The organism is Paracoccus sediminicola (genome assembly GCF_027912835.1).
GTDB lineage: Bacteria > Pseudomonadota > Alphaproteobacteria > Rhodobacterales > Rhodobacteraceae > Paracoccus > Paracoccus sediminicola.
Window position 1 is genome coordinate 1,500,197 of record NZ_CP115768.1, and the last position, 19,610, is coordinate 1,519,806.

Below are 19,610 nucleotides of genomic sequence, written 5' to 3' on the forward strand. Positions count from 1 at the left end.
TAGGGCGGCACCGCATTGCGCGCAAGGCCGCTGCGCCCCGGCGACACAAAAATGCTGCGATCCGGCGGGGCTGGAATGCAAAGCGCGAAAAAGGGCCGCGGGTTGCGGCCCTTCATCCTGACACAAATATCCCGGGGTCCGGGGCAGCGCCCCGGTCCGGCGGCTGCGATCAGTCGCGGCCCTTATAGATGTCGACCAGCTTGCCCAGCATATCCAGCGCGTCCTCGCGCGAGCGCTGGAAGCTGTTGCGCCCGATGATCGAACCATTGCCGCCGCCATCGCGGATCGCGCGGGCATCGTCATAGACCGCGTCGGCCCCCTTCGCCGCGCCGCCCGAAAACACCACGATCCGGCGCCCGCCAAAGGCCGCGTCCATGCAATGCTGCACGCGCTTGGCCTGGGTCGAGACGTCGATCTTCTGCGCCTCATAGACCTTCTTGGCGTCCTTGTTTTCCAGATGGTCGGTCGAGAGCTTGATCTTGATGATATGCGCGCCCAGCAGCGCCGCGATCTGCGCGGCGTAGGCTGCGATGTCGATGGCGGTCTCGCCATCCTTGCTGATCGCCTCACCGCGCGGATAGGACCAGATCACGGTGGGGATGCCGACGGCGGCCGCCTCGGCACGCATTTCCGAGATCTCCTCGAACATGTCCAGCGCCATGTCGGAACCCGGATAGATGGTGAAGCCGATCGCCGAGCACCCCAGCCGCAGCGCGTCCTGCACGGTCGCCGTCACAGCCTGGTTCTTGCCAGCGGTGTCGGACATCAGGCTGTTCGCGCTGTTGCATTTCAGGATCGTCGGGATCTGGCCCGCGAAGCTGTCGGCGCCCGCCTCGATCATGCCCAGAGGGGCTGCATAGGCGTTCAGCCCCGCGTCAATGGCCAGCTTATAGTGGTAATGGGGATCATAGCCCGCCGCATTCGGCGCGAAGCTGCGCGCCGGGCCGTGTTCGAATCCCTGATCGACCGGAAGGATGATCATCTTGCCAGAGCCACCCAGCTTGCCCTGCATCAGCATGCGGCAGAGATTGCCCTTCACGCCGGGATTTTCGCCTTCGTAATTGGCGAGGATTTTCTTGACGGTATTGGTGGCCTTCATGGCGTCCCCCGATGAATGAAACTGGCGCGGTTGTAGCAGCGCCGGGAGGCCCGGCAACAGCCGGTTGCGCTAACAAGCGAATGTTAGCGACCGCAGCGCAACCTATACCGGAAGCATCGCGGAAAATCGCCACCGCAGGCTGCTTTGCACAAGCCGCGCATGACAGGTATTTGAACACCGAAGATGCCAGTATTTCGGGACGAAATGAGAGCGGGGTGATAATGATGGCGCGGTTGACGGGGCTCGAACCCGCGACCCCCGGCGTGACAGGCCGGTACTCTAACCAACTGAGCTACAACCGCGCATCATTCTCGGGCGATGGTGGTGGCGCGGTTGACGGGGCTCGAACCCGCGACCCCCGGCGTGACAGGCCGGTACTCTAACCAACTGAGCTACAACCGCATGCTCACCAACCCCGGCATGATCGCCCGCCGGGGTAGCGGGGATTTACGCGGAGTGGCCGGAGCCGTCAAGCGAGGAATCGGAAAAATCCGATTCCGTTCCGCGCGGCGTGCTGATCCGCCCGCCGCAAACCGGCGCGGGCGCGGCGGTCGTCGCCGGGCCGGAGGTGGGCAGGCCGCGCAACACCCGCACCGCCAGCCAGCCGAAGGCCTGCGCTTCCAGCATGTCTCCGTCCAGCCCGATCGCCTCGACCGGCAGCACCTCACAGGGCAATGCCGATGACAGCGCCGCCATGATCGCCGCATTGTGACGCCCCCCGCCGCAGACGAGAACCTGCTCGGGCGGCGACGGCAGATGGTCGAATCCGGCGACGACCGAGGCCGCGAGCGCGGCGACAAGCGTGGCGGCCGCATCTTCGGCGTCAAGCTCCGCAACCGCCCGCGACAGACCCGCAAAAGCATCCCGGTCCAGCGATTTCGGCGGGGTGCGCGCGAAATAGGGGTGGCGCAGGAAGTCATCGACGATGGCCGGATCGGCGCGGCCTCTGGCCGCGAGCGCGCCGCCTTCGTCCCGCGCGCCGAGCCCGCGCGCGCGGATCATATCGTTGATCGGCGCATTGGCCGGGCCGGTATCGAAGGCGAGGCAGCCCTGTTCCGGCCCTGCCGCAGACGGATCCACCCAGGTCAGGTTGCCAACCCCGCCGAGATTGAGAAACAGCACCGGCGCGGGCGCCATCGTTCCCTCGCGCGCGGCCCAGTCGGCACAGGCCCAGTGGAAGAACGGCGCAAGCGGCGCGCCCTGCCCGCCCTGACGCACATCCTCGCTGCGGAAATCCCAGATCACGCGGCGACCGGTCTGCCGCGCCAGATCCGCGCCGGAGCCTGCCTGATGCGTGCCGCGCCCGCCCGGATCATGGGTCAGCGTCTGGCCGTGATAGCCGATCAGCGCGGCCTCGGGGAACTCTGCCGCAAGCGCCGCATGGGCCGCGACCGACAGCTCGGCGGCGTCGGCCACGCCCTCATCGCCCGGCCAGCGGCCAAGCGCGGCGTGCAGGATCTCGGCCTCATTGCCGGAATAGGCGCGGTAGCCACTGCGCCCGAACCCGCCGATCCGTTCGCCATCGGTTTCGATCAGCGCCGCATCCACCCCGTCGAGCGAGGTGCCCGACATCATGCCCAAAGCCCGGATCATCCTGCCTGTCATGGGTTTTCCTTCCTTCTCTGCCCCGGTATATCCGGCACATCGAGAAGGAAAAACCCATGACCCCGACCCCAAAATCAGACTTTCTGCGCATCATCATGGAGCGGGGCTTTCTGGCCGATTGCACCGATCTGACCGCGCTTGACGAGGCTTTGATCGAGGGGCCGGTCACGGCCTATATCGGCTATGACGCGACGGCGGCCAGCCTGCATGTCGGGCATCTGCTGAACATCATGCTGCTTCGCTGGTTCCAGAAAACCGGCAACCGCCCGATCACGCTGATGGGGGGCGGCACGACCAAGGTGGGCGATCCGTCCTTCCGCAGCGAAGAGCGCCCCTTGCTGGGCCCCGAACAGATCCAGTCGAATATCGACGGGATGCAAAGGGTCTTTGCGCGCTATCTTGACTACAATCAAAGCGGCGCGATGATGCTGAACAATGCCGAGTGGCTGGACGGGCTGAACTACCTCGATTTTCTGCGCGATATCGGGCGGCATTTCAGCGTCAACCGGATGCTCAGCTTCGAATCGGTGAAGTCTCGGCTGGATCGCGAGCAGTCGCTGAGCTTCCTCGAGTTCAATTACATGATCCTCCAGGCCTATGACTTTCTGGAACTGAACCGGCGCTACGGCTGTTCGCTCCAGATGGGCGGCTCGGATCAGTGGGGCAATATCGTGAACGGGATCGACCTGACGCGGCGCGTCCTCGATACCGAGATCTGGGGGCTGACCACGCCGCTGCTGACGACAAGCGACGGGCGCAAGATGGGCAAATCCCAGGGCGGCGCGATCTGGCTGAGCGGCGACATGCTGTCGCCTTACGAATTCTGGCAATTCTGGCGCAACACCACCGATGCCGATGTGGGCCGTTTCCTGAAGCTTTACACCGAATTGCCGGTGGATGAATGCGACCGTCTGGGCGCGCTTGCGGGGTCCGAGATCAACGAGGCCAAGGTGCGGCTGGCGAACGAGGTCACCACGCTGCTGCACGGGGCCGAGGCGGCAGCCTCTGCCGAGGCGACCGCGCGCCAGGTGTTCGAACAGGGCGGCGCCGGCGGCGATCTGGAGATCGTGACGATCGGGGAGGATGCGCTGCCGCTCTCCGTCGTTCAGCTTTTGTCGCAGACCGGCATCACCGGGTCGGGCAAAGAGGCCAAGCGGCTGATCGCCGAGGGCGGGCTGCGGCTGAACAACGAAGCGGTCAGCGACCCGCAGACACAGGTCGATGCGGCGGTGATCGGCGACGGGCTGAAGGTCTCGGTCGGCAGGAAGAAGCATCGGATGGTGCAGCTCTCATGAATCGTTTTCTCGGCATGTTGAGGGAAATATTCGGTCAGCCTGCCGGGGACGCCCCAGAGACGGCACCGACCGAGACCGGCGAGGAAGAAGCCGTCGAGCGATTTCTGCATGCGGTGGAAACCGGGGATCGCGATCTCGTCGAGCAGATGCTGAGCGAGGACCGCGAATATGCCACCGCGACCGGCGAATTCGGTTTCTCGGCGGTGACGAGGATGGATACGTCTTTCGACCCCGAGATCTTTGCGCTGCTGATGAAGCACGGGGCCGATGTGAACAGCGCCAATGACGAAGGCATCACCCTTCTTCATATCATCTCCGAGGGACGTTACGTCCCGCTGATCGTGGAATACGGCGCCGATATCGAAGCCCGCGACGATCAGGGTCGCACGCCGCTTCTGACCGCGATGGAAGAGTTCGAGCGCGACGATGTCGTGGCTGCTCTGCTGGAGGCAGGGGCAGATCCCAATGCCCGCGCCGACGATGGCCAGACCGCATTGTCGCTGGCAGCTGAGGCGCATAACCGCTATTGCGAGGAATTGCTGCGCGAATATGGCGCGCGGGACTGACGGAGTGCCGGGCTGAGCGCCCAGACCGCAGCGCAAAACGCCCGCCAGAGCTGATCCGGCGGGCGAAGTTGCTCAGGTTGCGGGGTTCGGCCCGCCCCTCAGATCATTCGCTGACGGTGACAGAGGCCATGTAATCGGGCTCGTCCACCGACCCATTCGCGGCCGGATCGCCCTTCTTCACCGATTGTAGCACCTCCCAGCCATCGACCAGCTGACCGACCACGGTGTATTCCCCATCGAGGAAGGTCGCAGGTGCCAGATCGATGAAGAACTGGCTGTTGGCACTGTTCGGGTCCTGGCTGCGGGCCATGCCGACCGTGCCGGCCTGAAAGGAGACATCGCTGAACTCGGCTTCGAGATCGGGCATGTCCGACCCGCCCATTCCGGCCATTGCGGTATCGCCGTCCTGCTTTCCGAACTCGACATCGCCGGTCTGCGCCATGAAGCCGTCGATCACGCGGTGAAACACCACCCCGTCATAAGCGCCGGACTGCGCCAGCTCGACGAGCCGCGCGACATGGTTGGGTGCCTTGTCCTCATAGAGATCCAGCGTGATCGTGCCCTTGGGTTCGCCCGAGGCATCGGCGATTTCGATCACCAGATTCGGGCCGGGGCCGTCGCTGACGCCCTGAATGCCCTGCGCCGATGCTGAACCGACGGCGAGGCAGAGGGCAGCGGAAATCGCGAGTTTATCAAACATCCGAAGCCACCTTCACCGAAATCATCCGGTCCGGATTCGCCGGCGGCTCGCCGCGGGCGATGGCGTCGACATGTTCCATCCCGTCGATCACACGGCCATAGACGGTATATTGTCCGTTCAGGAAGTGGTTATCCTTGAAATTGATGAAGAACTGGCTGTTCGCGCTGTTCGGGTTCTGGCTGCGGGCTGCACCCAGCGTGCCGCGATCATGCGGGATCTTCGAGAACTCTGCCGGCAGGTCGTCCAGCTTGGACCCGCCCGTGCCGCAGCGACGAGCGTTGAAGTCATTCTCCATGTCGCCATGCTCGACATCGCCGGTCTGGGCCATGAAGCCCTCGATCACGCGATGAAACGCGACATTGTCATATTCGCCAGCGCGGGCGAGTTCCTTCATGCGCTCGACATGTTTGGGCGCGACATCGGGCAGCAGCTCGATGGTGACCGGCCCGTCCTTCAGCTCGATGATGACGGTGTTCTCGGGATCCTTGATATCGGCCATGCGGGCCTCCTTTGGCATTCGCTTCGGGCTCAGACGTAACCCGTCCGACCCTGCCCTGCAACGCACGAAGCCGTCACGGGTGCCCGCACGGCGCATTGACGATCCTGTGAGGATGCCCCAAAACCCAGTTCGGATATAGCACCGGAGGCTGCGATGAAGTTCAACCGCATCGAAGATATGGACCTCGACGGAAAAGTCGTCCTCACCCGCGTCGATCTCAACGTGCCGACCGATGACGGCAAGGTGACCGACACCACGCGGATCGACAAGATCGTGCCAACCGTGCGGGCGATCCAGGACGCGGGCGGTAAGGTGGTGCTGATGGCGCATTTCGACCGTCCCAAGGGAAAGCGCGTCGATGGCATGTCGCTGGAACAGATCCAGCCCGCGCTCGAAGCGGCGCTTGAGCAGAAGGTGACCTTCGCCTCGGAAGCGGTGGGAGGTCCGGCCAAGCGCGCAGTCGCGGCGATGCAGCCGGGCGATGTGGTGCTGCTGGAAAATACGCGCTTCTATCCCGGAGAGGAAAGCAACGACCCGACCTTCGCCGCCTCGCTTGCGGCACTGGGCGAGATCTATGTGAACGACGCCTTCTCGGCCGCGCATCGGGCGCATGCCTCGACCGAGGGGCTGGCGCAGCTTCTGCCTTCGGCGGCAGGCAAGCTGATGGAGGCCGAGCTGGACGCGCTGAACGCGGCGCTTGGTGATCCGGTCCGCCCGGTTGTGGCGGTGGTCGGCGGGGCCAAGGTCTCGACCAAGCTCGACCTGCTGTCGAACCTGATCGAGAAAGTCGACCATCTGGTGATCGGCGGCGGCATGGCGAACACCTTCCTCGTCGCGCAGGGCATCGAGGTGGGCAAATCGCTGGCCGAACGCGACATGGCCGGAACGGCGAACGACATTCTCGCCAAGGCGGGCGAGACAGGCTGCACGATCCATCTGCCAACCGATGTGGTCGTGGCACGCGAGTTCAAGGAGGGCGCCGCGTCCGAAACCGTGCCCGCCGATGCCTGCCCGCCCGATGCGATGATCCTCGATGCCGGTTCCGAGACCGTGCAGGCGATCAGCGACGTTTTCGCCAGCTCCAAGACGCTGATCTGGAACGGTCCGCTCGGCGCGTTCGAGATCGCCCCGTTCGACAACGCCACCAACGCCGCCGCACAAGAGGCCGCCCGCTTGACCCGCGAGGACAAGCTGACCTCGGTCGCGGGCGGCGGCGATACGGTGGCGGCGCTGAACAAGGCCGGTGTGGCCGGGGATTTCACCTTTATCTCGACCGCTGGCGGTGCGTTCCTGGAATGGATGGAGGGCAAGGATCTGCCCGGCGTGGCGGCCCTTGCCGATGGGCGCCAATAGCATCAGATCAGGGGCAGAGCCCTCGCAGAAGGAGAGCGCAATGGATGGCGCGAACGACCAGGCCGAGACGCTGATCGCCCGGATGGGCGAGGCCGCCCGCGTTGCGGCGGCAGAGCTGGCTTTTGCCGAAGAGGGACAGAAGCGGACCGCGCTCGACGGTGCAGCAGATGCGGTTGCCGCGCGCGAGGCCGAGATCCTCGAAGCGAATGCGAGCGATCTGGATTATGCGCAAGCCAAAGGCCTGTCAGAGGCGATGATCGACCGCCTGACCCTGACGCCTGACCGGCTGCACGCGATTGCCGACAGCCTGCGCGCCATCGCCGCTCAGCCCGATCCGGTGGGCAGGGTGCTGGCCGAATGGGATCGTCCGACCGGGCTGCATATCCAGCGCGTATCGACGCCGCTCGGCGTGCTGGGGGTGATTTATGAAAGCCGGCCCAACGTGACTGCCGATGCGGGCGCTCTGGCGCTGAAATCCGGCAATGCGGTAATTCTGCGCGGCGGCAGCGACTCGATTCACTCGTCTTCCGCGCTGCATGGCTGCATGGTCGCCGGGCTGCGCGCTGCCGGTCTGCCGGAGACGGCCATCCAGATCGTGCCGACCCGCGATCGCGATGCGGTGAGCGCCATGCTCCGTGCGCAGGGGCTGATCGATGTCATCATTCCGCGCGGCGGCAAGGGGCTTGTCGGCCTCGTCCAGCGCGAGGCGCGGGTGCCGGTCTTCGCCCATCTGGAGGGGATCGTCCATATCTATGCCGATGGCGCCGCCGATCTGGAAAAGGCGCGGCGCGTGGTGCTGAATGCCAAGACGCGGCGGACCGGGGTGTGCGGCGCAGCCGAATGCCTGCTGATCGATCGCGATTTCCACGACAAACATGGCGATGTCCTGATCCGCGACCTTCTGGAGGCCGGGGTCGAGGTCCGGGCCGAAGGCGCGCTGGCGCAGCATTCCGGCACGGTCGAGGCCACGCCGGAGGATTTCGGGCGCGAGTTTCTCGACAGCATCATCGCCGTCCGGCTGGTCGACGGGGTGGACGAGGCAGTTGCGCATATCCGCGCTCATGGCTCGGGCCATACCGATGCGATCCTGACCGAGGATGACGCGGCGGCGGCGCGCTTCTTTGCCCGGCTCGACAGCGCCATTCTGATGCGCAACGCCTCGACCCAATTTGCCGATGGTGGCGAGTTCGGCATGGGCGCCGAGATCGGCATCGCCACCGGCAAGATGCATGCGCGCGGCCCGGTCGGCGCCGAGCAGCTGACAAGCTTCAAATATCTGGTCACCGGAGACGGCACCACGCGCAGCTGAGAGCGGCGCGGTTAGCCTGGATCAGAACGAGATATTGGCGCCGGTTTCTTCCACCGACCAATCCGCCTTGCGCCCGGCCCGTGCCAATTCCAGCCCGAGCAGGGCGAAATGGACCGTGGACGGGTCGGGCTCGGGCAGCTCCTCTGCCCCGCCATCCAGCCAGGCCCAAAGCAGCGGATCGGCGCGGGCGCGGTCTCCGATGGCGCGCAGCCGCCAGGCGCGACCCGTCTGCCGGATGGTGATCTGCGCGCCCCAAGGCATGGCCGTCTCAAGGCACATCAGTGCCAGCAGCAGCATCTTGACCGTGCCGCGCGACAGATCGCCCTCGGTCTCGGCGACGATGCGGCTGCGCCCGCCCTGCCCCAGATCAGAGATCAGCCGCCCGAACTCGGCCTGGGTCATGCGTTGCGCCTGACCCGCCGCGCCGAAGGCGATGCGGAAGCAGTCGATGCGGGTACGGGCAGACGCCAGCGCTTCGGCGATCAGCGCGATCTCGGGACTGTCGTCCAGCCCCGCCGCCGCAGTGCTCATCTGCAATAGCTCGACCCCGTTGCCGATCGCGCCGATGGGCGAGACAAGGTCATGGCAGAGCCGCGAACCGACAAGCGCCGCAATCCGGGCGGCAAACACGGCTTCTGTTTCATTCGGCTCCGCCGCAGAGATTGCGGCGGCAGGTGGTGACGCGTATTCCATGTCAGAGAGGCTTTCGATGAACGAATTTCTGGAACCCGGTATGATCGTGCGCCATCCCCATGCCCCTGACTGGGGGCTGGGTCAGGTCCAGTCGCGGATCGGCGACCGGATCACCGTCAACTTCGCCGAAGCGGGCAAACGGGTGATCGACGGCACCCGCGTGACGCTGGAACTCGTTGATATGGACACGGAATAAGTCCGGCATGCGCGCAAGATGTATTCAACCTAAAGCTGTGTCAATTCAATTTGAGACAATCTTCGGTGATAGGCCGGATATTGCAAAGCGTCGTCCTCTTGCCTAGACACGGCGCATTCTGGCAGGCAGCGAACTGATGAATCCGGACAGCCATTTCTTCGATATCCGCATTGCCCGCAGCACGGCCGATCTTCAGGCCGCGCAGCGGCTGCGCTATCGCGTCTTCGTCGAGGAGCTGGGCGGTGATGGCGCTCTGGTCGATCACGAGGCCCGGCTGGAGCGGGACGAGTTCGACGAGGTGGTCGATCACCTCGTTCTGGTCGATCAGCGCCGCGATGCGTCGGCGCTGGATCACGTGGTCGGAGTCTACCGGCTTTTGCCGGGCAGCCGCGCCGCCGAGTTCGGTCGCTTCTATTGCGACGGCGAATATGATCTGTCGCCACTGCGGGCATCGGGCCGGCCCTTATTGGAACTTGGGCGCTCTTGCGTGCTGCCCGAATATCGCGGCGGCTCGGGCATGTTCCTGCTGTGGAACGCGCTTTCGGAATATGTGCTGGAGCTGGGGATCGAAATCCTGTTCGGTGTCGCCTCGTTCCACGGCACCGATACAGACACGCTTGCACAACCGCTGAGCTGGCTTCATCACCATCATCTCGCCCCCGAAGCGATCCGGCCCGTTGCCCGCGCGGACGGGTTTCACCGCATGGATCTCATCCCGGACGACGCGATCGACCGGCGCGCCGCGATGGTGGCCATGCCGGCGCTTATCAAGGCCTATCTGCGCCTCGGCGGCAGGGTCGGCGAAGGCGCCTTTATCGACCGCGACTTCAACACCACCGACGTGCTGCTTCTGATGGATACCGGGGCAATGTCGGCCAAGCATCGCGCTTTCTATACGTCCCGATGGCAGAGCAAGGGCTAGAGCCGCAAGGCTGGGCCAAGGCGCCACTGCCGGAGATGCGCAGTCCGGGCTGGCGCGGCTGGCTGCGGGTTCTTCGCCGTGGCGTCCCGGCGGTTGGGCTGCTGGCGGCCGGGGTCCCCGTCCTGATCCTGCTGCGCCTGATCGAGCGGGTATTTGCCGGGCCGCGCCGCCCGGTCACCGGGCCTTTCGTGCAGGGCGTCTGCCGAGGGGTTCTGTTCTTCATCGGCATCGGCTGGACGCGGCGCGGAACGCCGATGCGCGGCCCGGGCGCCGTCGTGGCCAACCATGCAAGCTGGCTTGATATCTTCACGCTGAACGCCGCCATGCCGGTCTTCTTCGTCGCCAAATCCGAGGTCTCGACCTGGCCGGGGATCAACATCCTCACCCGCGTCACCGACACGCATTTCGTGGCCCGCGACCGGCGGCTGGCGCAGGCTCAAGCGGTCGAGTTCGCCGCGCGCACACGCGCCGGGCACCGGCTGCTGTTCTTTCCCGAGGGCACCTCGAGCGACAGCCTGAGGGTGCTGCCGTTCAAGCCGACCCTGTTCCAGGGCTTTCTCTCACCCGAGCTGCCCGCCGATCTGGCCATCCAGCCGGCGACCGTCATTTATCACGCCCCGAAGGAAGAGGACCCGCGCTTCTATGGCTGGTGGGCGGATATGGCGCTTGGACCGCATATTCTCGCGGTGCTGTCTGCGCCAAGACAGGGTCGCGCTGAAATCGACCTGCACGAACCGATTCCCGTCACGGGCAAGGATCGCAAAACGCTGTCCCGCCTGTCGGAAAATGCCATCCGCGCGGCGTTGCCGCATGACGGAGCGGTTTAGGCAGCGCCCCCGGAAAAACCCGCAGATATTGGCTTGAAAGGCCCTGCTCTGAGGGCTAGGTGAAACACCGAACGCCGAAAAGGACGCGCGAATGACCTATATCGTCACCGATAATTGCATCATGTGCAAATACACCGACTGTGTCGAGGTCTGCCCCGTGGACTGTTTCTATGAGGGGGAGAACACGCTGGTGATCCACCCCGATGAATGCATCGATTGCGGTGTGTGCGAGCCCGAGTGCCCGGCCGACGCGATCCGCCCCGATACCGAGCCGGATATGGAGCCCTGGGTCGAGATGAACCGGAAATATGCCGAGCAATGGCCAGTCATCACCCAGAAGAAGGACCCGATGCCCCAGGCCGAGGAAATGGACGGCGTCACCGGCAAGCTGGAGAAATATTTCAGCGCGAATCCCGGCGAGGGCGACTGAGCCGGCGCAAGGGCGGCGAATCGCCGCCTTATTCAGTGCATGACGATCAAGGCGCTGAAAACAAACGGGAAACCCGGCCTTTGCGTCGCGATGTCGCGGCGCAGCGAGGCGGGTTTCTTGGCACGTGTTTTTGTGATATATTCGTGACATATTCTGCCGGGCGAGTGCCCTCTCCCGGCATGGAAAGGAAGGCCCGCCGTCGTCTGCCCGACGGAGCAATGATCGTAATAACATGACCCAACGGATAGGGGCCTGCCCCCGCCGCGTGGGTTTTTTGCGCCGCTGAGACACTGCGCAGCACGGCGCCAACTGGAAGGAACCAGAATGTCCAAAGCCAAGAAATCCGAATTCCGCCCCGATGACTTCGTTGTGTACCCCGCGCATGGCGTGGGCAAGATCGTCTCGATCGAGGAACAGGAAGTCGCCGGTATGGCGCTGGAAATGTTCGTGATTTCCTTCGAAAAGGACAAGATGACCCTACGCGTGCCGACCGCCCGCGCCGCCGAGATCGGGATGCGCGGCCTCGCCAGCCCGGATCTGGTGGAACAGGCGCTGACGACGCTGAAGGGCAAGGCCCGCGTCAAGCGCGCCATGTGGTCGCGCCGGGCGCAGGAATATGAGCAGAAGATCAATTCCGGCGATCTGCTTGCCATTGCCGAGGTGGTGCGCGATCTGCACCGCAACGACGATCAGCGCGAGCAATCCTATTCCGAGCGTCAGCTTTACGAAGCCGCGCTCGACCGCCTGACCCGCGAGGTCGCTGCCGTCAGCGGCATCGACGCTGCCGGGGCGCAGAAAAAGGTGGATGACGTGCTGGTCGCGCGCGCGGCTTAAGCCGAGCGGCTTCAAGATCGCGAAAGGGCTGCCCTTGGGTGGCCCTTTTTCATGGCTCCGGGACGCAGCCCGCATCGAAAGAGCTCCAATGGAGATGATCCGGTTTATCGCCTGGCTGGTCAGCGCCGGATATGTTGCGGCATTTCTGTGGCTGACCGCCCTGGCGCAGAAACGCGCAGAGCGCTCGGTCTGGCTGTTTCATGCGCCGGGGCAGACGCTATCGGCCTGGGGATTCCGGCTCGGTTTTGTGGCGATGGTGATCTGGCCCTTGTTCCATGGCTTCGGCGGTGGTGCGCTCTGGATCATCCTCGCCGCGATCGGGGCGGGTCTTGCGCTTTGGGCACAGCTGCATATGGGCGCGTCCTGGCGCATCGGCGCGGCGCAGGGCGCAATCGGGAGGCTGGTCATCGACGGCCCGTTTCGCCTCTCACGCAACCCGGTCTTTGTCGGGCAGATTCTTCTGGCCTGGGCACTGATACCGGTCGCGGGCTGGATCATGGTCGCCGCCGCCCTGCTCATCACCGGCGCGGCTTCGATCCAGATCCACCGTGAGGAAGAGCTGCTGCGCCGCGATCCCGCATGGCGGGACTACGCCCGCCGCACCCCGCGCTGGCTCGGCCTGCCCCGGCGCGATTAATCCTTCAGCCCGTGCTCCGGTTCGGGGTCGTCCTCGTCCGAAGTGATCGGACCTGCCGCCGGACCGTGAGAGAACCGCTCCATCAGCGCGGTCTCAAGCTCCTGGTTCACGCGGCGAGTGCGGTCGATATAGGGCTCGTTTTCCTCTGCCGGGATGCCCGGATCCCAAAGCTCAGCCAGCTCGCGCAGGCTGTTGCGGTCAATCTTATAGAAGATCGCCTCGGCCTCATGCGCCTCGTATTCGGAAAATCCTGCATTCTCCAGGACATAGCGCCCGACACGCAGGCTCGAATCGAACATCTCGCGGACGATGTGATCCGCCCCGGCCTTATAGAGCGCATAGACCGTGATCCGGTCGCGCGCACGGGCGATGATCGTCAGCCCGTGCGGGCGCTTTTCGCGCGCATATTGCACCAGCTTGAGATTGGCCTCGGGATCATCCAGCGCGGCGACGAGGATCCGCGCCTTGTCGAGACCGGCGGCGGACAGGATCTCGGGCCGCGTCGGGTCGCCGAAATATCCCTTGAAGCCGAAGCGCCGCATCAGCTGGATCAGCTTGAGATCGTGATCGAGCACCGTTGTGTTCAGCCCCGAAAACGTCACCAGACGGTTGACCACCTGCCCGAAGCGCCCGATCCCGGCAATGATGATCGGCTGCTGATCCTCGATATCGTCGGGGCCCTGCGCATCGCCATGACTCTCGGCCATCCGGCGGCGCAGCTTGTCGCTGGCGATGAACAGCAGCGGCGTGATCAGCATGGACAGCGCGATGACCAGCAGAAAGCCCTGCGCCATGCGGTCCGGCAGCACGTTCAGCGCCACCGCGTAAGACACCAGCACAAAGCCGAACTCGCCGGCCTGCGCCAGCGACAGCGTGAACAGCGCGCGATCCCGCGGCGGCATCCGAGCTGAGCGGGCAATCAGATTCAGCACACCCGCCTTGATTGCGATCAGCACCGCCGTCACCGCGATGACCAGCACCGGCATCTCGGCCAGAAGATTGAAATTCATCCCCGCCCCGACGGTGATGAAGAACAAACCCAGCAACAGACCCTTGAACGGCTCGATCTGGGATTCCAGCTCGTGCTTGAACTCGGACCCGGCAAGCATCACCCCGGCCAGGAAGGTGCCGAGCGCAGGGGACAAACCGACAAAGCTCATGAGCGAGGCGATCCCGACGACGATGAACAGCGCCATGATCGTGTCCATCTCACGCAGCCGGGCCGAGTGGACGAAGCGGAAAAGCGGCCGGATCGCATACATGCCGATCAGGACGACAAGCGCGATGGCGGCCAGCGTCGCCAGCGCCGCCGCCCAGCCCGGAAGCTGCGCCATGAAGGCGCCGCCAACCGATTCGGCACCGGCCTCCTGCACCGGCGATCGGGCCAGAAGCGGCATCAGCGCCAGCATCGGGATCACCACGATATCCTGGGTCAGCAACACCGCGAACGCATCACGTCCGCCCCGGGTCTGCATGAGGTTCTTTTCGGTCAGTGTCTGCAGGACGATCGCGGTGGAGCTCAGCGACAGGATCATCCCGATTGCCAGCGCCACCTGCCAGCTCTGATTCAGCAGCAGCGCGACGACAAAGATCAGCCCGAGCGTTCCCGCGATCTGCAAACCGCCGAGACCGACCAGCCGGGAGCGCATGCTCCACAACACGCGGGGTTCCAGTTCCAGCCCGATGATGAACAGCATCATCACCACACCGAATTCCGCGAAATGCTGAAGATCGTGCATTTCCTGCCCGGCCAGGCCAAGCACCGGACCGATCACGATCCCGGCGATCAGATAACCCAGCACCGAACCTAGCCCCAGTCTCGTCGAGACCGGGACGGCAATGATCATCGTCAACAGATAGACTGTTGCAAGCAGCAGAAAATCGGCCATCTCAAATTAGCGCCCGTTCAAAATCGGCAGAGCGTATTTGCGCCCGGCCCGGACATATTGCAAGCCGCCATTGCCGATCTCGGTGATCTGCCCGCCATTGATCTTGTCGCCGAGCCGCACGGTGACGATCTTGCCGTTGCGCAGACGGATCAGGCCGCGGCTCGCCTTGCCTGCGCCGACCGTGCCGATCAGCTGGGTGGCGTTCAGATCGATCCCCTTGGTCGTTGCCGAACTGGCAGCATTGCCGCTGCTGGCGACCGCAGCGGACCGCACCTCGGGTTCATTGTCGATCTCGGGCGGGCGATAGGTCTGGTTGCGGCGGGCGGCGGCGGCGGCTTCGGCCTCTGCCTGCGCACGGGCGCGGGCTTCTGCGGCAGCCTTGGCCTGGGCGGCGGCGCGGGCATCGGATGCGGCACGCTCGCGCATGCGCTGCTCGGCCTGGCGTTGCAATTCTTCATCCAGACGGCGGCGCTCGGCCAGTGCCGCGGCCTCGGCCTCGGCTTTCGATTCCCCTGCATCAGGTTCTGGCTCTGGCGCAAGTGTCCCGTCATCGCGATCCGCGGGAGAATCGGCGAGCGCGGCTGTCACCGCCGCATCGGTGTCGTTCGAATTGCCCGAGGCCGCGGGCGGTGTGCCCCGGCGCAGCGGGCGGGATGAGCTGGTCAATGGGGTCAGTGCCACCCGCCCCGGAACGGCGGGGGACGACGACACGGCCTCGGCAATTGCCGCCTCGACCGCTCCGCTCGACGCAGAAGCGGCCGCAGCAGCAGCGGTCGAAGCAGATCGGGCGTTGCCGGGCTTGCGCGAGGGACGCGCCGAGCTGCTGAGCCGGGTCGCGCCGGACGACGCAGCAGGCGCCGAGGCCGCGCTGTCGGGTGCAGGGCTGTTCTCGGGCGTGGCCGGGCGTTCGGGGGCAAGCGCCGCCGCAACCGCATCATCTACCGCATCGCTGCGCGTCGGGCGCGGGGCCGGGCGGGCTTGCGCGAGACGGACCGGCGTAAAGCTCATGGTTTCCGATGCTGCTTGCTGCCACGGCGCGTCGATCCGGGACAGGGCCGCCCCCTGCCCGCGCAGCGAGAACAGCGCCATATGACGAGGCGCCGGCTGCAACTGCAACACGGCGCCCTGAGCGGATGCTTCCCTGTCCGGCTTCGGCGGTGGCCTGATGCCGGTCGGCTCGGGCTGCTCGCGCCGCTCATAGGGCTGCGGGCTGCGCGGCACGTCGGGCCGCGGATCCGGCGCGGCAGATCCGGCAGCCGGGCTGCCGCGCGACGGCGCCGTCACCGGACGCGCCGAGCTGCTGAGCGTTGAACTGGCCGGAGCGCCGGGTGCGGGAGCATTTGAGGCGCTCCCGATATCGGCGCGGCTCGCCGGGGGTTCCGCCGGTGGCTCAGACGAAGGCCGCGCCGGCGCAGTGGCCGGGGCGGTTCCGCCAGCCGTCCCGGACGCAGAGCTCACGCTGCGGGAAAGATCCGCGGGCCGCGACACTGGCCGGGCCGAACGTGTCACCGTCGCGGGCCCAGAGCTCGGTGCTCCAGTCACGGCAGGCTGATCGGGGCCAGGCTCCGTCGCAGTTGCTGCTGCATTTTCCGTGCTCGGCGGCGGCGCATCCGCGGCAGTCGTCTCGCTCTCACCGACCGGATCAGCGCTGCGATAGACGGAATCGACCATCCGTGCGGCGGCACTCGTGGCGGTCTCGGCAGGCGCGAGAAGCGGTTCCTGGTCGGGCGATTCCGCGGCGACGTCGGCATCCTCGCGCAGCGTGACGGCTGGGAGATCGGCGGAGGGGTCGGTGCCTGTGTCCGCGTCACCCGCCTCGGCTGCGGTCTCGCTGTCGGTGGTGACCGGCTGAGCATCGAGCGCGCGATCGGGCGCACCAGCTTCCGTTTCAGTGACCGTTTCGGCAGCGCCGGACCCGGCGGCGAGTTCTTCCGCTATGGTCTCACTCTGAACCGCGTTGGCTGTGTCAGCGGCGGCGCTTTCGGAAGGGGCGTTTTCTTCCGGCGCGGGCGCAGCAGACTCAAGCGACGCCTCATCATCCAGCTCGGCCGGGGCAGCGCCGCTCGGCGCTTCTGCGACAGAGGCGGAGGGTTCGGTTGCAGCGATTTCGGCCTCCTGCCCGGTCTCACGACCGCTCAGCACCGCGGCGATGCCGAGCGCGATCAGCAGCAGGAAAACCAGAGGCAACGCCCCTTTCAGCCCCATCCGTCCGGGTTGTGCCGGGCGCGCGGGCGGTGTCGGCGCCGGACGCGCCTTCCGGCCCTCGCTGGCGCGTTCATGAAATGCCCGCGCCCGCTCGGAGAGCGGTTTTTCGGCGACCGGCTCAGCCATCGCATCAGAGCCTGAGGCCGGGCTATCCGCGTCACCCGCGTCGCGCGGCTCGGTCTTGCGCTCATTGGCCTGCGGCTCCGCGACGGGATCCTCGCCGGGCAGCACGATTGAACCGCGATTGACCGAAGCCGCGCTCGCCGCCCCGGCCATGTCGAGGGAACCCGTCACCGTCGCGGCGGACACTGCAAGCATGTCGGTCGGGGTTTCGTCAGCACGCTGCGCCATGACATGCGGGATCACGCGCGAAATTAGAGTGCCGGGCACGGTGTCAGGTTCCGTCATCGTCAGATCCGATCGTGGCTCGCCCTGGATCGCTGATGCGGGCGCGGTGTCTTTCGCCCCATCCGTGTCGGGCGCGGCCGGCGGCGCGGTGACGATGGTCTGGGGCTCTGCGGCGTCGTCTGACGCGGCAATCTCTGTCAGCTCGGCGGCGCGGGCCCATTCCGCGGCAAGCTCGGTGGCGCCGAAATCGGGCGTGCCGGGGAACTTGCCGGACGCGGGCGCGGCGAGAAAGCGATCAGGGGCGAACCCGTGACGAACGGCGAAATCCTCGGCCTCCTGAAGCGTCTGCTTCGCGACCGCTGCAATCTTGACAGACGCACCGGGCGCCGCGTCGGCGGGGACGTAGTCAAAGGCAAGATCTTCGACCCGGTAAGGCGTCAGCCCGTCCAGACCGGCCTGAACCGCATCGCGGGTCGTGGCCGCCGAAGGCAGCACCAGATCGGTGTAGAGGATCTGGTCCTCGGGGATCACCAATGCCAGACCTGGCGCATTCGCGGCACGGATGCGCTGCGCAAAACCGCCGAGACCTGCGCGCAGATCGCCGTCGAACGGCGCCCTGCCCAGCTCCGCCCATTGACTGCCGTCGCGATGCAGAAGCTGCACCCCGTCCGGCTGGAACCCCAATGCGTAATCCCTGTCAGGGGCTTCGGCCCCCATCATGCTCTGCTCGTTCATCTGCTCTGGCCTTATCCGGCTGGCTTGTTTTTTACCTGCATAACCCGAACGCGCGCCCATTGGAAGAACGCGCGCGGTTGTGAATGAACAAAACATGCTGCGGCGGCGTTGCCCGGACAGAGACAACCACAAGGAGACGCCATGCCTGCCCCTCGCTCCAACCGCCTTATTGCCGCCCTGCTCGGCGGAACCTGCGCCGCCCTTCTGACCGCCCCGGCCATGGCCGCGCCCGGCATGGGTCAGTCCTGCGGTCACCCCGGAATGCTCACCGTGGCCGGTCACGGCGAGGCGCGGGTCGCGCCGGATCAGGTGATGATCTCGCTGGGCGTCACCACTCAGGCCGAAACCGCCGATGCGGCCATGCAGCAGAACTCGCAGCAGCAGGACGCCGTGCTGCGATCGCTGAGCGATGCCGGTGTCGAATCTCCGGACATTCAGACATCGGGGCTGACGCTGAACCCGATGATGAACTATCCCGAAGGCGGAGCTGCGCCGTCGATCGAGGGTTATATGGCCCATAACATGCTGACCGTGCGGGTCACCGATATCGGCCGCGTCGGCGAGGTTCTGGACAGCATCGTCGATGCCGGCGCCAATGAAATGCAGGGCATCCGCTTCATCCGCGAAGATTCACAGGCAACCGAGGACGAGGCGCTGAGCCTGGCCGTCGAGGATGCCACCCATCGCGCAGGGGTCATGGCCGATGCAGCGGGCCTTGAGCTGGGCCGGCTGATGCGCATGGGCGAGCCGCGGGCCGAGATTGCCTCGCCCGGCCCGATGGCGATGCGCGCGATGGACGCGGCAGGCGCGCAGTCGAACAGCATTCCCGTCGAGGGCGGCGAGGTGGCGTTCACCTCAGAGGTCGAACTGACCTTCGCGCTCGCCAGTGGCGAGGATTGCGCCATGCCGGGCGGAAAGGATCGCGATCACGGCGATAAGCACGGTGAGAGAGATCGCGGCGACAAGAACCCTGAGGAGGATCGTGGGGATCGGGATCGCGGCGATGAGGCGCGCGGAAGCGACAGGCCCCGCGACATGCCGTCCGGCCCCGCACCCACCGAGAGCCCCGACGCGCCCCCGGCACCGTCTGGCCAAGACGGAGCAGGTGACGATGTGACAAGCGATCCAATGCCGCTGCCGGCGACCGAGGCCACCGCCGCACCAGACGCGGACGAGGCAGAGACGCCGCCTGATGCATCGCCCGCGCAGGGCACAGCCCCAAGCGGCGACGCCGAAGAGCCTTCCGCCAGCGGCACCGAAAGCGACACCGCATCCGAAGACCCGACCGGCGAGGCAAGTGAGGCAGAAGCCGAGGCAGAGATCGAGGCCGCTACCGATGTGTCCACCGAAACTCTGCCCAATCCGGACGACATCGAGATGGATGCAGCATCGGATGCCTCGACCGATGCGGAAAGCCCGACAAGCAGCAACTGACATCTCGGCCCGGCCTGCATCTGCTGGCCGGGCT

18 protein-coding genes and 2 tRNA genes are annotated in these 19,610 nt (G+C 65.7%); 11 read left to right on the forward strand and 9 right to left on the reverse strand.

Features of this window, described 5'->3' with window-relative positions; all coding sequences use genetic code 11:
• Positions 1-169: 169 nt before the first annotated feature.
• The 4 genes from PAF18_RS07355 to PAF18_RS07370 form a co-directional block, all read right to left on the reverse strand.
• Positions 170-1,099, reverse strand: a complete 930-nt coding sequence (locus PAF18_RS07355) for a class I fructose-bisphosphate aldolase (RefSeq protein ID WP_271117948.1) — start codon at positions 1,097-1,099, stop codon at positions 170-172.
• 225 nt (positions 1,100-1,324) lie between these two features.
• Positions 1,325-1,401 (reverse strand) — tRNA-Asp (locus PAF18_RS07360).
• A 23-nt stretch (positions 1,402-1,424) separates the two neighbouring features.
• Positions 1,425-1,501, reverse strand: a tRNA-Asp gene (locus PAF18_RS07365).
• 45 nt (positions 1,502-1,546) lie between these two features.
• Positions 1,547-2,704, reverse strand: a complete 1,158-nt coding sequence (locus PAF18_RS07370) for an anhydro-N-acetylmuramic acid kinase (protein WP_271117949.1) — start codon at positions 2,702-2,704, stop codon at positions 1,547-1,549.
• A gap of 56 nt (positions 2,705-2,760) precedes the next feature.
• On the opposite strand from PAF18_RS07370, the gene tyrS reads away from it, so the two are divergent.
• Positions 2,761-3,999 (forward strand): tyrosine--tRNA ligase, encoded by a 1,239-nt coding sequence (gene tyrS, locus PAF18_RS07375; protein ID WP_271117950.1) that lies wholly within the window; start codon positions 2,761-2,763, stop codon positions 3,997-3,999.
• Complete coding sequence (locus tag PAF18_RS07380; protein WP_271117951.1) at positions 3,996-4,565, forward strand: ankyrin repeat domain-containing protein; 570 nt, start codon at positions 3,996-3,998, stop codon at positions 4,563-4,565. Before tyrS ends, PAF18_RS07380 begins: the two co-directional genes overlap by 4 nt.
• A gap of 103 nt (positions 4,566-4,668) precedes the next feature.
• On the opposite strand, the gene PAF18_RS07385 is transcribed toward PAF18_RS07380, so the two are convergent.
• Complete coding sequence (locus PAF18_RS07385; protein WP_271117952.1) at positions 4,669-5,265, reverse strand: peptidylprolyl isomerase; 597 nt, start codon at positions 5,263-5,265, stop codon at positions 4,669-4,671.
• Positions 5,258-5,764, reverse strand: coding sequence for a peptidylprolyl isomerase (locus PAF18_RS07390; protein ID WP_271117953.1), 507 nt, complete (start codon positions 5,762-5,764; stop codon positions 5,258-5,260). The genes PAF18_RS07385 and PAF18_RS07390 overlap by 8 nt, the downstream gene beginning before the upstream one ends.
• A 153-nt stretch (positions 5,765-5,917) precedes the next feature.
• On the opposite strand from PAF18_RS07390, the gene PAF18_RS07395 reads away from it, so the two are divergent.
• Both PAF18_RS07395 and PAF18_RS07400 read left to right on the forward strand, forming a co-directional pair.
• Positions 5,918-7,117, forward strand: a complete 1,200-nt coding sequence (locus tag PAF18_RS07395) for a phosphoglycerate kinase (RefSeq protein ID WP_271117954.1) — start codon at positions 5,918-5,920, stop codon at positions 7,115-7,117.
• Positions 7,104-8,426: a glutamate-5-semialdehyde dehydrogenase gene (locus PAF18_RS07400; protein ID WP_271117955.1), complete on the forward strand. Its 1,323-nt coding sequence runs from the start codon at positions 7,104-7,106 to the stop codon at positions 8,424-8,426. Before PAF18_RS07395 ends, PAF18_RS07400 begins: the two co-directional genes overlap by 14 nt.
• A 21-nt stretch (positions 8,427-8,447) precedes the next feature.
• Here the strand turns inward: PAF18_RS07400 and PAF18_RS07405 are convergent, their stop codons facing one another.
• Positions 8,448-9,119, reverse strand: a complete 672-nt coding sequence (locus tag PAF18_RS07405) for a histidine phosphotransferase family protein (RefSeq protein WP_271117956.1) — start codon at positions 9,117-9,119, stop codon at positions 8,448-8,450.
• A gap of 16 nt (positions 9,120-9,135) precedes the next feature.
• On the opposite strand from PAF18_RS07405, the gene PAF18_RS07410 reads away from it, so the two are divergent.
• The 6 genes from PAF18_RS07410 to PAF18_RS07435 all read left to right on the forward strand — a co-directional run bounded on the left by PAF18_RS07410 (position 9,136) and on the right by PAF18_RS07435 (position 12,965).
• Positions 9,136-9,315, forward strand: a complete 180-nt coding sequence (locus PAF18_RS07410; protein WP_271117957.1) for a DUF3553 domain-containing protein — start codon at positions 9,136-9,138, stop codon at positions 9,313-9,315.
• A gap of 136 nt (positions 9,316-9,451) precedes the next feature.
• Positions 9,452-10,237 (forward strand): L-ornithine N(alpha)-acyltransferase, encoded by a 786-nt coding sequence (gene olsB, locus PAF18_RS07415; RefSeq protein WP_271117958.1) that lies wholly within the window; start codon positions 9,452-9,454, stop codon positions 10,235-10,237.
• Positions 10,219-11,064 carry a lyso-ornithine lipid O-acyltransferase gene (olsA, locus tag PAF18_RS07420; protein ID WP_353620692.1) on the forward strand — a complete coding sequence of 282 codons (846 nt, stop codon included), beginning with the start codon at positions 10,219-10,221 and terminating at the stop codon, positions 11,062-11,064. Before olsB ends, olsA begins: the two co-directional genes overlap by 19 nt.
• 91 nt (positions 11,065-11,155) lie before the next feature.
• The gene (gene fdxA, locus PAF18_RS07425; RefSeq protein WP_271117959.1) at positions 11,156-11,494 is read left to right on the forward strand and encodes a ferredoxin FdxA; all 339 of its coding nucleotides are present in this window, start codon (positions 11,156-11,158) and stop codon (positions 11,492-11,494) included.
• Between the two features lie 324 nt (positions 11,495-11,818).
• Positions 11,819-12,328: a CarD family transcriptional regulator gene (locus PAF18_RS07430; protein WP_271117960.1), complete on the forward strand. Its 510-nt coding sequence runs from the start codon at positions 11,819-11,821 to the stop codon at positions 12,326-12,328.
• A gap of 94 nt (positions 12,329-12,422) precedes the next feature.
• A complete protein-coding gene (locus PAF18_RS07435; protein WP_271117961.1) occupies positions 12,423-12,965 on the forward strand; it encodes a methyltransferase family protein in 543 nt (180 codons plus the stop codon).
• On the opposite strand, the gene PAF18_RS07440 is transcribed toward PAF18_RS07435, so the two are convergent.
• On the reverse strand, positions 12,962-14,854 hold the full coding sequence (locus PAF18_RS07440) for a monovalent cation:proton antiporter-2 (CPA2) family protein (RefSeq protein WP_271117962.1): 1,893 nt from the start codon (positions 14,852-14,854) through the stop codon (positions 12,962-12,964). The genes PAF18_RS07435 and PAF18_RS07440 overlap by 4 nt on opposite strands.
• A gap of 6 nt (positions 14,855-14,860) precedes the next feature.
• Complete coding sequence (locus tag PAF18_RS07445; protein WP_271117963.1) at positions 14,861-18,142, reverse strand: hypothetical protein; 3,282 nt, start codon at positions 18,140-18,142, stop codon at positions 14,861-14,863.
• Between the two features lie 141 nt (positions 18,143-18,283).
• Between PAF18_RS07445 and PAF18_RS07450 the strand changes: the two genes are divergently transcribed.
• Positions 18,284-19,576: an SIMPL domain-containing protein gene (locus PAF18_RS07450; RefSeq protein WP_271117964.1), complete on the forward strand. Its 1,293-nt coding sequence runs from the start codon at positions 18,284-18,286 to the stop codon at positions 19,574-19,576.
• The last annotated feature ends 34 nt before the right edge of the window (positions 19,577-19,610 follow it).

Excerpts from the sequence above, each read along its gene's own strand:
- PAF18_RS07355 (WP_271117948.1), bottom strand. The coding sequence starts at position 1,099 with ATGAAGGCCACCAATACCGTCAAGAAAATCCTCGCCAATTACGAAGGC.
- PAF18_RS07370 (WP_271117949.1), bottom strand. The coding sequence starts at position 2,704 with ATGACAGGCAGGATGATCCGGGCTTTGGGCATGATGTCGGGCACCTCG.
- tyrS (WP_271117950.1), top strand. The coding sequence starts at position 2,761 with ATGACCCCGACCCCAAAATCAGACTTTCTGCGCATCATCATGGAGCGG.
- PAF18_RS07380 (WP_271117951.1), top strand. The coding sequence starts at position 3,996 with ATGAATCGTTTTCTCGGCATGTTGAGGGAAATATTCGGTCAGCCTGCC.
- PAF18_RS07385 (WP_271117952.1), bottom strand. The coding sequence starts at position 5,265 with ATGTTTGATAAACTCGCGATTTCCGCTGCCCTCTGCCTCGCCGTCGGT.
- PAF18_RS07390 (WP_271117953.1), bottom strand. The coding sequence starts at position 5,764 with ATGGCCGATATCAAGGATCCCGAGAACACCGTCATCATCGAGCTGAAG.
- PAF18_RS07395 (WP_271117954.1), top strand. The coding sequence starts at position 5,918 with ATGAAGTTCAACCGCATCGAAGATATGGACCTCGACGGAAAAGTCGTC.
- PAF18_RS07400 (WP_271117955.1), top strand. The coding sequence starts at position 7,104 with ATGGGCGCCAATAGCATCAGATCAGGGGCAGAGCCCTCGCAGAAGGAG.
- PAF18_RS07405 (WP_271117956.1), bottom strand. The coding sequence starts at position 9,119 with ATGGAATACGCGTCACCACCTGCCGCCGCAATCTCTGCGGCGGAGCCG.
- PAF18_RS07410 (WP_271117957.1), top strand. The coding sequence starts at position 9,136 with ATGAACGAATTTCTGGAACCCGGTATGATCGTGCGCCATCCCCATGCC.
- olsB (WP_271117958.1), top strand. The coding sequence starts at position 9,452 with ATGAATCCGGACAGCCATTTCTTCGATATCCGCATTGCCCGCAGCACG.
- olsA (WP_353620692.1), top strand. The coding sequence starts at position 10,219 with ATGGCAGAGCAAGGGCTAGAGCCGCAAGGCTGGGCCAAGGCGCCACTG.
- fdxA (WP_271117959.1), top strand. The coding sequence starts at position 11,156 with ATGACCTATATCGTCACCGATAATTGCATCATGTGCAAATACACCGAC.
- PAF18_RS07430 (WP_271117960.1), top strand. The coding sequence starts at position 11,819 with ATGTCCAAAGCCAAGAAATCCGAATTCCGCCCCGATGACTTCGTTGTG.
- PAF18_RS07435 (WP_271117961.1), top strand. The coding sequence starts at position 12,423 with ATGATCCGGTTTATCGCCTGGCTGGTCAGCGCCGGATATGTTGCGGCA.
- PAF18_RS07440 (WP_271117962.1), bottom strand. The coding sequence starts at position 14,854 with ATGGCCGATTTTCTGCTGCTTGCAACAGTCTATCTGTTGACGATGATC.
- PAF18_RS07445 (WP_271117963.1), bottom strand. The coding sequence starts at position 18,142 with ATGAACGAGCAGAGCATGATGGGGGCCGAAGCCCCTGACAGGGATTAC.
- PAF18_RS07450 (WP_271117964.1), top strand. The coding sequence starts at position 18,284 with ATGCCTGCCCCTCGCTCCAACCGCCTTATTGCCGCCCTGCTCGGCGGA.